This is a genomic window from Longimicrobium sp. (assembly GCF_036280135.1).
Taxonomy (GTDB): Bacteria; Gemmatimonadota; Gemmatimonadetes; order Longimicrobiales; family Longimicrobiaceae; genus Longimicrobium.
In genome coordinates this window covers 1-12,823 of the sequence record NZ_DASURI010000834.1, presented here as the reverse complement: position 1 = coordinate 12,823, position 12,823 = coordinate 1, and the positions used below count along the sequence as shown (strand labels likewise).

At 69.6% G+C, this 12,823-nt stretch carries 16 protein-coding genes; 9 read left to right on the top strand and 7 right to left on the bottom strand.

All coding sequences use genetic code 11. The features are described from left to right. Positions 1 to 69 precede the first annotated feature (69 nt). Positions 70 to 450, top strand: a complete 381-nt coding sequence (locus VFZ20_RS27050) for a cupredoxin domain-containing protein (RefSeq protein ID WP_329687081.1) — start codon at positions 70 to 72, stop codon at positions 448 to 450. A gap of 97 nt (positions 451 to 547) precedes the next feature. Here VFZ20_RS27050 and VFZ20_RS27045 read toward each other — a convergent pair whose 3' ends face one another. After that, positions 548 to 1,279: a MerR family transcriptional regulator gene (locus VFZ20_RS27045; protein ID WP_329687080.1), complete on the bottom strand. Its 732-nt coding sequence runs from the start codon at positions 1,277 to 1,279 to the stop codon at positions 548 to 550. Between the two features lie 231 nt (positions 1,280 to 1,510). Between VFZ20_RS27045 and VFZ20_RS27040 the strand changes: the two genes are divergently transcribed. After that, the gene (locus VFZ20_RS27040) at positions 1,511 to 1,840 is read left to right on the top strand and encodes a hypothetical protein (RefSeq protein ID WP_329687079.1); all 330 of its coding nucleotides are present in this window, start codon (positions 1,511 to 1,513) and stop codon (positions 1,838 to 1,840) included. Positions 1,841 to 2,266: 426 nt separating this feature from the next. Here VFZ20_RS27040 and VFZ20_RS27035 read toward each other — a convergent pair whose 3' ends face one another. Both VFZ20_RS27035 and VFZ20_RS27030 read right to left on the bottom strand, forming a co-directional pair. Beyond that, positions 2,267 to 2,887 (bottom strand): TetR/AcrR family transcriptional regulator, encoded by a 621-nt coding sequence (locus VFZ20_RS27035; RefSeq protein ID WP_329687078.1) that lies wholly within the window; start codon positions 2,885 to 2,887, stop codon positions 2,267 to 2,269. Between the two features lie 74 nt (positions 2,888 to 2,961). Further along, positions 2,962 to 3,234: a DUF3303 domain-containing protein gene (locus VFZ20_RS27030; protein ID WP_329687077.1), complete on the bottom strand. Its 273-nt coding sequence runs from the start codon at positions 3,232 to 3,234 to the stop codon at positions 2,962 to 2,964. 121 nt (positions 3,235 to 3,355) lie between these two features. Here VFZ20_RS27030 and VFZ20_RS27025 point away from each other — a divergent pair, with 121 nt between their 5' ends. After that, positions 3,356 to 3,748 carry a TonB-dependent receptor plug domain-containing protein gene (locus tag VFZ20_RS27025; RefSeq protein ID WP_329687076.1) on the top strand — a complete coding sequence of 131 codons (393 nt, stop codon included), beginning with the start codon at positions 3,356 to 3,358 and terminating at the stop codon, positions 3,746 to 3,748. A gap of 202 nt (positions 3,749 to 3,950) precedes the next feature. Continuing rightward, complete coding sequence (locus tag VFZ20_RS27020) at positions 3,951 to 4,136, top strand: hypothetical protein (protein WP_329687075.1); 186 nt, start codon at positions 3,951 to 3,953, stop codon at positions 4,134 to 4,136. A 12-nt stretch (positions 4,137 to 4,148) separates the two neighbouring features. Here VFZ20_RS27020 and VFZ20_RS27015 read toward each other — a convergent pair whose 3' ends face one another. From VFZ20_RS27015 to VFZ20_RS27005, 3 genes are all read right to left on the bottom strand, one after another. Then, positions 4,149 to 4,727, bottom strand: coding sequence for a TetR/AcrR family transcriptional regulator (locus VFZ20_RS27015; protein WP_329687074.1), 579 nt, complete (start codon positions 4,725 to 4,727; stop codon positions 4,149 to 4,151). Positions 4,728 to 4,747: 20 nt separating this feature from the next. Beyond that, positions 4,748 to 5,233, bottom strand: coding sequence for a PaaI family thioesterase (locus VFZ20_RS27010; protein WP_329687073.1), 486 nt, complete (start codon positions 5,231 to 5,233; stop codon positions 4,748 to 4,750). A 184-nt stretch (positions 5,234 to 5,417) separates the two neighbouring features. Next, positions 5,418 to 6,653, bottom strand: a complete 1,236-nt coding sequence (locus tag VFZ20_RS27005) for an acetyl-CoA C-acetyltransferase (protein WP_329687072.1) — start codon at positions 6,651 to 6,653, stop codon at positions 5,418 to 5,420. Positions 6,654 to 6,878: 225 nt separating this feature from the next. Here VFZ20_RS27005 and VFZ20_RS27000 point away from each other — a divergent pair, with 225 nt between their 5' ends. From VFZ20_RS27000 to VFZ20_RS26980, 5 genes are all read left to right on the top strand, one after another. Further along, positions 6,879 to 7,553, top strand: a complete 675-nt coding sequence (locus VFZ20_RS27000; protein ID WP_329687071.1) for a vWA domain-containing protein — start codon at positions 6,879 to 6,881, stop codon at positions 7,551 to 7,553. Continuing rightward, positions 7,538 to 8,350: a PP2C family serine/threonine-protein phosphatase gene (locus tag VFZ20_RS26995; RefSeq protein WP_329687070.1), complete on the top strand. Its 813-nt coding sequence runs from the start codon at positions 7,538 to 7,540 to the stop codon at positions 8,348 to 8,350. The genes VFZ20_RS27000 and VFZ20_RS26995 overlap by 16 nt, the downstream gene beginning before the upstream one ends. Before the next feature lie 32 nt (positions 8,351 to 8,382). Further along, positions 8,383 to 10,290, top strand: coding sequence for a hypothetical protein (locus VFZ20_RS26990; RefSeq protein ID WP_329687069.1), 1,908 nt, complete (start codon positions 8,383 to 8,385; stop codon positions 10,288 to 10,290). Positions 10,291 to 10,404: 114 nt separating this feature from the next. Next, positions 10,405 to 10,923: an acyl-CoA thioesterase gene (locus VFZ20_RS26985; protein ID WP_329687068.1), complete on the top strand. Its 519-nt coding sequence runs from the start codon at positions 10,405 to 10,407 to the stop codon at positions 10,921 to 10,923. Next, positions 10,920 to 11,537, top strand: a complete 618-nt coding sequence (locus VFZ20_RS26980) for an HD domain-containing protein (RefSeq protein WP_329687067.1) — start codon at positions 10,920 to 10,922, stop codon at positions 11,535 to 11,537. Before VFZ20_RS26985 ends, VFZ20_RS26980 begins: the two co-directional genes overlap by 4 nt. A gap of 811 nt (positions 11,538 to 12,348) precedes the next feature. Here the strand turns inward: VFZ20_RS26980 and VFZ20_RS26975 are convergent. Beyond that, positions 12,349 to 12,823: hypothetical protein (locus VFZ20_RS26975; protein WP_329687066.1), on the bottom strand; the 475-nt coding region annotated here is incomplete at its 5' end.

Here is a 12,823-nt window from a genome sequence, read left to right as displayed (position 1 = left end):
CACTCCCGCACTAACGCACTAACGCACTCCCGCACTTGGTACTTGGCACTTGAACCTGGAGATAGATCGATGGACACCACCGAGATCCTCGTCCTGATCGGGGCGGGAGGGCTGATTGCCCTGGTGCTGTGGTACTTTTTCGGCGAGCGCGAGGCCGTCGCCGCGACGGAAACGGCGGGCGGCGTGCAGGAGATCAAGATCACCGTCAAGGGCGGCTACTCGCCCGACGTGGTCACGGTCAAGCAGGGGCGGCCGGTGCGGCTGGACTTCTTTCGCGACGAGACGGCGTCGTGCAGCGAGACGGTGGTCTTCGGCGACTTCGGCATCGCGCGCGACCTGCCGGCGCACAAGACCACGCCCGTGGAGTTCACGCCCAACAAGGCCGGCGAGTTCACCTGGACCTGCGGCATGAACATGCTCCGCGGCAAGCTCATCGTGGAGCCCGCGTAAGCCGCGACGACAGGCAACGAGGGGCCCCGCCCCTCGTCATCCAAAAAAACCGCCCGCGCGACCGTCGTCGCGCGGGCGGTTCGTTGTCCGGCAGGGATCACGCGGACGGGCCGCACTGCCACGCCCGGCCGATGTACTCCATCATCGGACGCATGGCGGCCATGCTCTGCCCGTGGATGGTGTCCTCGTTCTGGTAAAGATTGTTCAGGCTCTGCCGGACGCCCTCGTTGCCCCCGGTGAACTCCGCGATAAGCCCCTTCCACCTGGCGGCCATGGCCTGCACGGCCGGGTCGCACGGGTCGGTGCCGGCATCCATGGCGGCCTGCACGTCGGCCTGCAGGCGGGCCCATTCGCCGCCGACCTCCTGCATGCGCGCCTCGCCCACCTGCTCGCGGCGCTGGGCCAGGTAGTCCATCTGCTCGGGCGTGTAGTATTTCTCGAACATGTTGATCTCCTCGATGGTTGCGATGAGCTGCTCGGCGGAGACGGGCGCCGCCTCGCTGAGCCCGGCGGCGAGCGCGTCCAGCCGCTCCACCAGCCGCTGCTGCGTCTGGAGCTGCTGCCGCATGCGGTCGGCGTGCATGCGCACGACGTCCAGCGGCGACAGGCGCCGTTCGTTCAGCAGGTCGCGGATCTCGTCCAGGGGAAAGCCCAGGCTGCGCAGCGAGGCCACCTGCTGAAGCCGCGCCACGTCGTCCTCCACGTACAGCCGGTGCCCCGCCGCCGTCCGGTGCGACGGCGAAAGCAGCCCGATCTCGTCGTAGTGGTGCAGCGTGCGCACGGTCATGCCCGTCTGCTTCGCCAGCTCTCCCACCTTCCAGGTCCGCATCCGGCTCTCCTTTGTTTCGTCCCTCGTGTGTGTGGCCACGGCAGAAGGGTAATCCCTCACGCAGCGTGAGGTGCAAGGGCCTCGTTCACGAAAGATGACGATCGATCGATCCCCATCCGCCGAATTCCTTTGCCGATAACGACTTGCGAGAAAGCCGAACCTGCGCTGGCGGCCGGAGTATCAATCGCGTTCCAGAGTAGATGCCGATGCCGAACCGCGGGAGCGTGTCCGATGGCGAGCAGGAAGCCGGTGCGTAAGCCGGGCAAAAAGCGCGTGCCCTTTTGGGTGACGATGGACATGACGCCGCTGTACATCGTGGGCGTGTGCGTGGTGGTGGTGATGGCGGCGTGGCTGGTGGGGCGGGCGCCGCGAAAGGGCAGCATTCACGCGTGCATCGACGCGTACGCGGCCGCGCACACGCAGCAGGACACGGAGCGGGTGGACCGGCAGCGCCCCTTTGACACGCCCAAGATGCGCGGCGTGAGCTGCGGTGGCCTGCGCGGCACGCCGGAGTACCAGCGCGAGCTGCAGCACCAGCAGGCCTCCCGCGCGCACGCCTGATCGCCGCGATGGGCGTCGCGTCCGGCATCCGGTGCCGGCGTCCGCGCGAGGTACGCCGCCTGCCAGCCAGGGCGGCTAAAGCCGCCGCTACGACAGCGGAAAGCCCTGTCTCGCGCTGACGCGCGATGCGAACAGGGCTTCAACCGCCAACACGGGCCGCCACCCGGCGATGTGGCGGGGTTCTTCGCCTGGATGGCGGCGGTGCGCTCCGCGCGAGCGGCCGCCTTGGTGTACATCGGCGGCCTTCTCTGGAGCAGTCCGCGCAGGCGGACTTTGCGAAGTTCCAGCGGCGAATTCATTCGCTCCTGGACTCGCGCGGTGCCGGCGACGCGCAACCATCCTCGCCCTGCTCCCCGCTCCGGCAGAACTCCGCGTCTACTCCGCGAACGGCCCGAACTCCGCGTCTACGCCGTTTCTCGCCCGCCCCTACTCCGCCTCGTCCGGCTCCCCGTCCGTCCCCAGCGGCGGGAGCCAGGGCTCCAGCACGGCCTCGATCTCGCCGCGCAGCCAGTCTCCCAGCGTGCCCTGGCGATACACGGCCCAGGTGACGAGCGCGCCGTTGTACGTCGTCTGCACCGTGCGCGCGACGCTCTCCGCGTCGCACGCGGCCAGCTCGCCGGCCTCGACCGCCTGATCCAGCAGCACGCGGATGCCGCCCAGCATGGTTCGCGCGCTCTCGAACGCGGCGGCGTGAAACTCCGCGTCGTCCAGCTCCACCTGCGTGAACCCAAGGTGATGCGCCAGCGCTTCCGGCGTATCCGCGTGCGCCACGAAGCCCGCCAGCACCTCGAACATCGCCTCCAGCGGCGACGGCTGCCACGCGCGCGCCATCGCGAACGCGCCGCGCACCTCGCCCGCGCGCTGCCTCGCCACCGCCAGCAGCAGCCCGCGCTTGCTGCCAAAGCGCTGCACCAGCCCCGCCGGCGAATGCCCCGCTTCCCCCGCCACATCCGCCAGGGTCATCCGCGCCGGACCCACGCGCGAGATCACGCGCGTCACGGCATCCAGGATCGTGGAATCCGACGTGGTGCGCGGGCGAGGAGACATGGGTGTACTCGCGGCAGAAGAGTAAACGAATCCATGTTTACAAACTGCCGCGCGACGATGCCCATCGTCAAGCCTTAGAGCAGGTCCTGCAGCGCCGCCGACGTTTCCCTGCCCGGCGTAACGGGCACGACCTCGAACTCCACCAGGTCCGCCCACGCCGCGATCCACCGCTGCAGCAGCGCGGGATCGTCGCAGCGCATCAATTGAAAGCAGCGTCCCAGGTCCGCGGACACCCAGCTGTCCACGAACTCCGCGCCTTCCGGGATCTGCCGGCCGCGCTCGCGGGCGCGCCGGTACACCGCGACCGCATCCTGGTTGCGGAACTTCTCGATCACCATGAAGAGCATGGGTTTGCGATGGGCGAGGAGGATGGATGGGGATGCAGGCCGGGGGACACGTGTCCGCGCCGGAGTGGTTGATGCGTTCTTCTCCACGGATTCCGCAGCTCGTCACGCCGGAGGAGACGCCATGGAGAGAATCTCTCGTCTGATCGCGGGTTTCGCACTGCTGGGCACCGCCGCCTGCGGCACGGACGGCCCTCTCGCGCCGCAGATCTCGCCCGAGCCCAAGGATGGGCAGCCGGCGGCACAGGCGGACGTCACGCCCGCGCCGGATGCCGTCGCGTCGCGTCCGCCCACCGTGATCCTGCGGTGTGGAGGATCGATCTCCGCGCAGGGTGCGCCGCCGCTCTACCTGGTGGATGGACGCGAGATCACTTCCCTCGAAACGCTCGACCCGGGTACCATCGACGCGATCGAGGTGGTCAAGGGCGCCGCGGCCGTCGCGCGGTACGGACCGCGCGCGGCGACCGGCGCGGTGCTCATCACCACGCACGCGGTCCAGGCACCCAGCCCCGACTGAGCGCGGCCATCATGGATCGGGAAGGAAGATGATGCGCGGAATGTATCGACCGATCGCGGCGGCGCTGCTGCTCGGCACCGCCGCGTGCGTGACGGACGGCCCGTTGGCGCCGCGGATTGCGCCCGGGCCGGCGATTCGGAGCGTGGAAGCGGATTCTTCATCCGCATCGTCCCGCTCCGTTCTCCTCCGCGGCAAGCAACGGATGACGGAGACGTCCTATCCGCTGACGTACATCGTGGATGGGCGCGTGATGCCGGAGGATTCGCTCCCGTACGTGGACCCGGCGTCCATCATCAGCATCGAGATCGAGGGCGGGCTCAATGAAATGGCGATCGTCGATCCGCGTACCCCTCACGTGGTGATCATCCGGACCCGCGCGGGCGGCTGAGCGGGCCCGGAGTCACCCCGCGAGCTGCTGGATCCAGAAGTCGCGGTTCAGCTTGAGGATGCGGTCGCTCATCGCGGGATCGTCGATGGCGCGCGACAGCAGCACGGCGCCCGCCATCCCCGACAGCAGCGTGAGCGCTCGGTCCTCGCGGTTCGGCGTGTCCGGCATCAGCGCCTGGATGTTCTCCAGCACGCGCCGGATCTGCGCGGTGAAGGCGGCGCGCACGTCCGGGTCCTGCCGCGCCATCTCGCTGCCGATGCTGGGCATCATGCAGCCGCCGCCGGGATCGTCGCGGTGCGTGCGGCTGACGTACGCGCGGATGAACGTCGCCAGCTCCTCGCCGGGCGGCGCCTGCGCGACGAGCGCGTGCATCTGCGCCCACGTCTGGTCCACGGCGCGGCCGCACGCCTCGGCCACGAGCGCGTCCTTGCTGGGGAAGTGCGCGTAGAAGCCGCCGTGCGTGAGCCCCGCGCGCCCCATCAGCTCGCCGATGCCCACTCCCGACACACCTTCCTCACGAAACGCGCGCGCGGCCGTATCCACGATCTGCTCGCGCGTCTTTTCCTTGTGTCCCCGGGAATAGCGTACCACCTGCGTCCTCCTGGAATCGATCAGCGGCCCTGGGCGGCGTCGCCGCGCAGCGTGAGCAGCGTGCTGGTGGCGTGCGCCACCAGCCGGCCCTTTTCGTCCGTCACGCGGCACTCCGTGAGCCCCACCGTGCGCCCGCCGCCGATGACCCTGGCTTCGGCCGTGAGCGTGGCGCGCCAGACGGGCCGCATGAAGTTGATCTTGAGCTCCACCGTGGTGTAGGTCTCGCCCTCGCCCAGGGTGCTGCCCCAGGCGGTGCCCATCGCCGCGTCCGCCAGGTCGCACAGGATGCCGCCGTGCAGCGTGCCCATGGGGTTGGCGTGCCGCTCGTCGGCGTCCATGCGAAAGAGGGTGTGCCCCGGCTCCACGAAATCGGCCGTGAAGCCCACCAGCCGCGACACGGCCGGCGGGGGAATCTCGCCCGCCATCATCCGCCGCATGTGCTCCAGGATGGTGGCTGGCGGATCGGCGGATGCGGTCGACGCGGGGGCGGCGGTCGTATCGGACATGAGGCGCGGGATGTGGAAAGGTGAAGGATTTCGGGGGAGGAGGGAGATCCTCGCGCAACGCGGAGCGCCCCCCATCCCCTGCCCTTCCCCCACAAACGGCGTGGGGGAAGGGGGATCAGGATCCGCGCACGCGTGCCGATGATCTGCCGGCCCACGGAGAAAACCTCAGCTCGCGCACGGGATCTTACACGCGCTCGATGATCGTGGCGATGCCCTGGCCCCCGGCGATGCACAGCGTCACCAGCGCGGTGGCCAGGCCGCGGCGCTCCAGCTCGTCCAGCGCCGTGCCCAGCAGCATGGCGCCCGTGGCACCCAGCGGGTGACCCAGCGCGATGGCGCCGCCGTTCACGTTCACCCGCTCCGGGTCCAGCTCCAGCCGGCGGATCACCTGCAGGGGCACGGCGGCGAACGCCTCGTTGATCTCCCACAGGTCGATGTCGGCCACCTGCATCCCCGCCTGGCGCAGTGCCTTGCGCGCCGTCTCGGCCGGGGCCGTCAGCATGATCACCGGGTCCTCGGCCAGCGTGGCCATGGCGCGGACGCGGGCACGCGGACGCAGCCCGTTGGCCCGCGCGTACTCCGGCGAGGCCAGCAGCACGGCCGCCGCGCCGTCCACGATGCCGCTGGAGTTGCCAGCCGTGTGCACGTGACGAATGCCGCTTTCATGCGGCCAGCGGGCCAGCGCGATCTCGTCCAGCGTCTCGCCGTTAGGGCCCACGGCCGTCGCGCCCGCCTTCTCGAACGCCCCCGGCAGCCCCGCCAGCGCCTCCATGGTCGTCTCCGGGCGCAGGAACTCGTCACGGTCCAGCGCCACGGCGCCCGTCCCGGGGTCACGCACGGGGAACAGCGCGCGGTCAAAGCGGCCCTCGGCCTGCGCGCGCGCCGCCAGCTGCTGCGAGCGCAGGGCGAACGCGTCCAGCTCCTCGCGCGAAAACCCCTCCAGCGTGGCGATGAGGTCCGCGCTGATGCCCTGCGGCACCTGGGCGTGCTTGCGGCGCAGGTGCGCGTTCATGCCGTCGCCCTGGCCGCCGTCGCTGTCCATAGGCACGCGCGACATGCTCTCCACCCCGCCGCCCACCACCAGGGCCTGCGTGCCGCTCATCACGCCCATGGCCGCGAAGTTCACGGCCTGCAGCCCCGATCCGCAGAACCGGTTGAGCGACACGCCCGTCACGTGCACGGGCCAGTCGGCCGCCAGCACGGCGTTGCGGGCGATGTTGGCGCCCTGCTCGCCCACCTGCGACACGGCGCCCACGACGACGTCGTCCACCTGGCCCGTGTCGATGCCGGTGCGGCGCGCCAGCTCGTTGAGCGTCTGGGCCAGCAGCTCCTGCGGATGGATCTCCGTGAGCGAGCCCTTGCCCTTCTTTCCCCGTCCACGCGGCGTGCGCACCGCGTCGATGATGTATGCCTCCCCCATCCTGTGCCTCCTCCCGGTTGGACCCGCATTGGACGACCCGCATCATATTATAATCATCATACAATGAGCACGCAAATGTGTTCACCCGATGGCGTTGCCTTCCGCCGGCGGAGTCCTCTCCCGAGACGAGCATCCGCGCATTAATTTGCCGGATCACCGCGACCGGTTGATGTGAATCGGCATCGCAGTCTCCCACGTAGTTTCCCACCCCCAGCGTTCCAGGACATGAGCAGCTTCGAGCAGATTCCGTTCAGCGCGGCGGAGGCCTTCGCCGACAACCCCGAGCCCCGGTGCGCGTGCCTGCTCCTCCTGGACGTCTCGGGATCCATGACGGGTGCGCCCATCAACCACCTGAACGAGGGGCTGCGCGCATTCAAGGAGGACCTGGAGCGGGACGAGCTGGCGACCAAGCGCGTGGAGATCGCCACCGTCACCTTTGGCCCCGTGACCACGCTGGACGAGTTCCAGTCCGCCGCCATGTGGCACCCGCCTCACCTGGAGCCGCAGGGCGACACGCCCATGGGCGCGGCAATCGTCCACGGGCTTGGGCTGGTTCGGGCCCGGAAGAACGAGTACCGGGCCCACGGGGTTCCGTACTACCGTCCCTGGGTGTTCCTGATCACCGACGGCGCCCCGACGGACGCGTGGAGGGAAGCCGCCCGCCAGGTACACGAAGGACACCAGCAGAGCGCCTTCAACTTCTTCGCGGTGGGCGTGGAGGGCGCGGACATGAACACACTGGGGCAGATCTCCCCGCCCGGGCGCCAGGCGCTCAAGCTGCGGGGGCTGGCGTTCCGGGAGCTGTTCCTCTGGCTGTCCGGCTCCATGAGCTCGGTTTCGCGCTCCGCCCCCCACGAGCAGGTGGTGCTGGCACCCCCCACCGGGTGGGCCGCGGTTTGAGCGGCTGGCGATTTGTCGGTGCCTCGGTGCGGGGCACCTCTCACGACCGTAGCGGAACACCATGCCAGGATGCCCACCAGGCACGCACCGTGGGGGAGGGACCCGACGGACCGGTGCTCGTGCTTGCCTGCGCGGACGGCGCGGGGACGGCGGAGCGCGGCCAGGACGGAGCCCTCATCGCGTGCGCCCGCATGCTGGAGCTCGCGGCGGAGCTGGTGGAGGCAGGACACGGCGTGCGGCAGCTGGACGACGGCATGCTGCCGTTCTGGATCGATCGGGCCGCCGAATCCATCGCCGTGCAGGCTGCCGCGGCACGGCGGCGGCCGCGTGACTACGCCTGCACCCTGCTGGTGGCGGTGATCGACGGCTACGGCGCGGCCTACGCACAGGTGGGCGACGGGGCGATCGTCATCGGCGACGGCGACGGGTACACGCCCGTGTTCTGGCCCCAATCGGGAGAGTACGCCAACACGACGTTCTTCGTCACGGATCCACCGGAGCGGCGCTCCATCTGCTCGGACGTCCGCGCGTCGCCCCCCATGGAAGCAGCGCTGTTCACGGACGGCGTGCAGTCCCTCGCGCTGCGATTCGCGGATCGTGCCGCGCACGCGCCCTTCTTCGGGATCTTCTTCCCGGCACTGCGGGCGCAGCCTGCCGGTGAGGCGCACTCGCTTCGCGCGGAGCTCGACGCGTTTCTCTCGTCCGATGCCGTGAACCAGCGCACGGACGACGACAAGACCCTCGTGATCGCCACGCGCTTTCCCCACGCGGACGCCGGCGAGCCTGCCACCTCGTGAACCGTCCTTCCGTCGTACTGACCTCACAAGGCGTGAAGCTGGACCTGGGCGAGGAGCTTGCCCGGGGCGGCGAGGGCGCGGTGTATCACGTCCGCGGCAACGGCGACGTGCTGGCCAAGCTTTACCACGACGCGCTGGACGTCGGGAAGGTTGCCAAGCTCAAGGCGATGCCGGCGTTGGTGACCCCGGAGCTCCTCGCGATCTCGGCTTGGCCCGGACAACTGCTCCAGGTCGGGCCCAACCGGGAAGTACGCGGGTTCCTCATGCCGCGCGCGCGCGACCATCGGGCCATTCACGTGCTGTACGGCCCCGCGCAGCGGCGGAAGGAGTTCCCCAGGGCCGACTGGCGCTTTCTCGTACAGGCGGCGCAGAACGTCGCGGCCGCGTTCGCGACGTTCCATCAGCACGGGCACGTGATTGGGGACGTGAACCAGGGAAACATCCTGGTCTCGCCCGACGCGCGCGTAAAGCTGATCGACTGCGATTCCATGCAGATCCGCGAAGGAGGGAAAGTACACCTGTGCGAGGTAGGCGTCGCCCACTTTACCCCTCCCGAGCTGCAGGGCCGTTCGTTCGCCGGCGTGGTGCGCGACGCCAACCACGACGCATTCGGGCTTGCCGTCGTCATCTTCCACCTGCTCTTCATGGGCCGGCACCCCTATGCCGGCATCTACGGCGGCCCGGAAGAGATGCCTCTCGAAAAGGCGATCGTGGAGGGACGCTTTGCATACGGAAGCAACGCCGGCCACGCCCGGATGCGCCCACCGCCGCACACGCCGTCGTTCAGCAGCCTGACGCCCCGGGTCAGGGAGCTTTTCGAGCAGGCATTCGCGACCGGCTCTCGCCAGCGTCCTCCCGCGAGTGAATGGTACACGGCGCTTCAGCAGATGGGCGCCGCCCTGCAGCCGTGCCCCCGAAATCCCGCCCATCGCTACGTCCCGAACGCCGGCAGCTGCCCGTGGTGCGCCATCGAGCAGGGCGGCGGACCCGACTTCTTCGTATCCCTGACGGTAGCCGCCATCACCGGCAGCGGGTTTGACCTCGCCAAGCTGTGGCGAGAGCTCCAGGCGCTTCCGCCGGTCCCGGCAGAGCCGGGACTGCATCTGCTCAAACCCGCTCCGGCCAGGAACGCGGCGCCGGTGCGCCCCTCCATGGCATGGGCATCTCGCGTGGGAACGCCCGCAATCGCGGTCGGCGTCGTCTCGCTGATCCTGGCACTCGTGGCGGGCAGCGCGGGCATTGGCACCCTCAGCGCCGGCGTCGTGCTGGTGGGGTTGCTGCTGGTGTTCGGCAGCGGCTCGCGCGCGGAAAAGAAGGCGCGCCAGGCACGCCTTGCGGCATCGGACCGCCAGCACCAGGCGGCGCTTGCCCGGTACACCAGGGAAGTGCGCCCGCCGGTTGACGACCTCAAGCGCATGCGCCGGGACTTCGAGAAACGGCGCGAGGCCTACCTCGATCTGCCCGCACAGTACCGGGCCGCGCGGACCGCCCTCAACCAGCAGGTGCGCCAGAACCAGCTGCGGCGATTCCTGGACGGCGCCTACATCGAGAACGCCAACATCCCCGGGGTGGGGCCCGTGAAGGTCGACGCACTCGCATCGTTCGGGATCGAGACGGCCGCGGACGTGAGCTATCATGCCGTCATCAAGGTGCCGGGATTCGGACCCAAGCTCACGAACAAGGTGGTCGCATGGCGCTCGGCGATCGAGGCGCGCTTCGTCTTTGATCCAGCGGCGGGAGTGAACCCGGCCGACGTGGCCGCGCTGGACCGGAAATTCGCCCAGGCGCAGCGCGAGGCCGAGAAGGAGCTCACGGAGGTCGCGCTTCGTGTTCATCGGGCATCCGCCACCGCGATGCGTGCACACGCGGAAGTGAGTCCCGTGCTGGAAGCCGCGGCGTCGGCCTTGGCGCAGGCGCAGGCAGACGTGCGGGCGTTATGATACGCCTTTCGCGGTCAGGCCGGCCGGTGATCGTTCTCGGCAGCCCCGTCCTGTCTCTGCTGCCCGGCATGGAATAGCGTTCGGCCTCACCCTGCAGATTCCACACACGCCATCATGACCGAAGCATCCACCCCGCCGCAGGGCAAGACCCCGCGCGAGTCGGCGTCCACGCTCTCCGAGAGCATGATGCCGGACCAGCTCAACCACCACGGCAACGTCTTTGGCGGCGAGATCCTGGCGCTGATCGACAAGTGCGGCGGCGTGGTGGCCCGCCGGCACGCGCGCCATCCCGTCGTCACCGTGATGGTGGACCGGGTGGAGTTCCGCGAGCCCATCTACGCCAACGACTATGTGGAGGCGCACGGCCGCCTGGTCTACGTGGGCCGCACGTCGATGGAGGTGATGATCACCGTGGAGGCGGAGCAGGTGGAGACGGGGGAGCGCCGCTGCACCAACGTGTGCCACCTCACGTACGTGGCCCTGGACAAGTTCAACGGCAAGCCGCACCCCGTGCCCCCGCTCATCCTGGAGACGGACGAGGACCGGCGCCTGCACGCGGCCGCCCTGCGCCGCCGCGCCCGCCGCGAGGCCGAGCAGGCGGAGGCCGCCGCGGCCGAGGAGGCGGCGCGATGATGGACGGGATGGACCCGCGGCTGGCGCGGCAGCTGGCCTTTATCCAGGAGCTGGACCGGTTGAAGGGCATCCTGCGGCAAACGCGCGTGCTGGACGGCGCGCGACAGGAGAACAGCGCCGAGCACTCGTGGCACCTGGCCGTCTGTGGCGTGCTGCTGGCGGAGCACGCGCCGCCGGGGACGGACCTGACGCGCGTGCTCAGGATGGTCCTCGTCCACGACGTGGTGGAGATCGACGCGGGCGACGCGTTCGCCTATGACGCGGCCGTGAACGTGGGCAAGGAAGAGCGCGAGCTGCTGGCCGCCGAGCGCATCTTCGGCCTGCTGCCGGACGAGCAGGCGGACGAGCTGCGGGGGCTGTGGATGGAGTTCGAGGCGGGGACGACGCCGGACGCGCGCTTTGCCGTGGCGCTGGACCGCTTTCAGCCGCTGCTGCTCAACTTCAACGGGCAGGGCGGCAGCTGGCGCTACCACGCCGTCACGCACGACCGCGTGCTGGTGCGCATGGCGCCCATCCAGGAGGGCGCGCCCACGCTGTGGCCCGCCGTCCTGCAGCTGCTGGACGAGGCCGTGGCCCGCGGCTACCTGGCCCCCGCTCCCCCACCCGCCTCCTAGCCCGCGGACAGACCGGAACGGCGCCCATCCGCGGGAACACTGCGCAGGACTCGCCCGAAACCTGGCTTCAGAGCCCCCAACAAGCGTCATCCTGAGGAGCCGCCGCGTAGAACCTGATTCGCGCGGGTTCCCTGGCGGCGACGAAGGATCTTGCCCGCAAAGCGACAAGCCGGCTCCGTGCGCCAGAGCCGACTTGTCGCTTCGCACACAAGATCCTTCAGTCGCGCCAAAGTCCTGCGCGCGTTCGTCTTACGCGCGGCGCTCCCTCAGGATGACGCACCCTGGGCTCCGTTGAACGGCCGGTTTGACAACACTCTCTGAATGGAAAGCCGCGGCTGGGCTCGTGCGGGGTGGCGTGCCCCGCGCGAGCGCCCCCTCCGGGCTCGCGGAGCTCGCCCACCTCCCCCAAAAAACCCTGGGGGAGGTTGAACTGCGGTGGCTTTCATCCCGCAGGGCTCGCGCAGCGCCGAATGACTCAAGATGACGCACCCTGGGCTCTGTTGAACGGCCGGTTTGACAACACTCTCTGAATAGAAAGCCACGGCTGGGCTCGTGCGGGGTGGCGTGTCCCGTGCGAGCGCCCCCTCCGGGCTCGCGGAGCTCGCCCACCTCCCCCCAAAACCCCTGGGGGAGGTTGAACTGCGGTGGCTTTCATCCCGCAGGGTGCGCGCAGCGCCGAATGACTCAGGAAGACCGCCGCTTTCCCGGATCCAATATCACACGGCATCAACGGAAAACGGCAACGGACAAAGATCCGTTGCCGTTGCCCGCTATTCCCTATTCCCTGTTCCCTATTCCCTCCTCCAGCGCCTCACCCCGTCACGTCCAGCCCCACCGGGTACCCCGCCGCCTCCAGCTCCGCGCGGAGGAACGTGCCGAAGTTGTTCGCCGCGTCGCGCACGCTCACGGACACCACCCGCCACGCGCCCGTCTCGCTGCCGGACCGGATCGCCAGCCGGCAGCGCATCGTCCCGCTGTATCGCGTTCCGCTCACGAGGGCGGTGGCCGTGCACTGCACGCGGTGCACGCCCGTGGGGCTCTCGAAGGTGATCGTCAGGTCCTGCACGCCCGTGCCCGTGTCCGCCGCGCCCAGGATGACCGCCACGGAATCCAGCCCGTTGGCCCGGACGGCAGAGGGCGCAAAGGCCAGCGACGTCAGCGTGGGCTGCGTGGCGTCCGCGTCCGGGCTGATGACCGTGAGCGTGGTGGGATAGTCGTTCGCCTCCAGCTGGCTGCGGCCGTACTGCCGGTCATTGCCCAGGGCGTCCTCCATGTAGACGCTGAGC

Bases quoted from the DNA above. Each gene is read 5' to 3' on its own strand.
- VFZ20_RS27010 (WP_329687073.1), bottom strand. From the start codon at position 5,233: ATGTCCGATACGACCGCCGCCCCCGCGTCGACCGCATCCGCCGATCCG.
- VFZ20_RS27035 (WP_329687078.1), bottom strand. From the start codon at position 2,887: ATGTCTCCTCGCCCGCGCACCACGTCGGATTCCACGATCCTGGATGCC.
- VFZ20_RS27005 (WP_329687072.1), bottom strand. From the start codon at position 6,653: ATGGGGGAGGCATACATCATCGACGCGGTGCGCACGCCGCGTGGACGG.
- VFZ20_RS27030 (WP_329687077.1), bottom strand. From the start codon at position 3,234: ATGCTCTTCATGGTGATCGAGAAGTTCCGCAACCAGGATGCGGTCGCG.
- VFZ20_RS27045 (WP_329687080.1), bottom strand. From the start codon at position 1,279: ATGCGGACCTGGAAGGTGGGAGAGCTGGCGAAGCAGACGGGCATGACC.
- VFZ20_RS27025 (WP_329687076.1), top strand. From the start codon at position 3,356: ATGGAGAGAATCTCTCGTCTGATCGCGGGTTTCGCACTGCTGGGCACC.
- VFZ20_RS27040 (WP_329687079.1), top strand. From the start codon at position 1,511: ATGGCGAGCAGGAAGCCGGTGCGTAAGCCGGGCAAAAAGCGCGTGCCC.
- VFZ20_RS26980 (WP_329687067.1), top strand. From the start codon at position 10,920: ATGATGGACGGGATGGACCCGCGGCTGGCGCGGCAGCTGGCCTTTATC.
- VFZ20_RS27020 (WP_329687075.1), top strand. From the start codon at position 3,951: ATGACGGAGACGTCCTATCCGCTGACGTACATCGTGGATGGGCGCGTG.
- VFZ20_RS26985 (WP_329687068.1), top strand. From the start codon at position 10,405: ATGACCGAAGCATCCACCCCGCCGCAGGGCAAGACCCCGCGCGAGTCG.
- VFZ20_RS27050 (WP_329687081.1), top strand. From the start codon at position 70: ATGGACACCACCGAGATCCTCGTCCTGATCGGGGCGGGAGGGCTGATT.
- VFZ20_RS27000 (WP_329687071.1), top strand. From the start codon at position 6,879: ATGAGCAGCTTCGAGCAGATTCCGTTCAGCGCGGCGGAGGCCTTCGCC.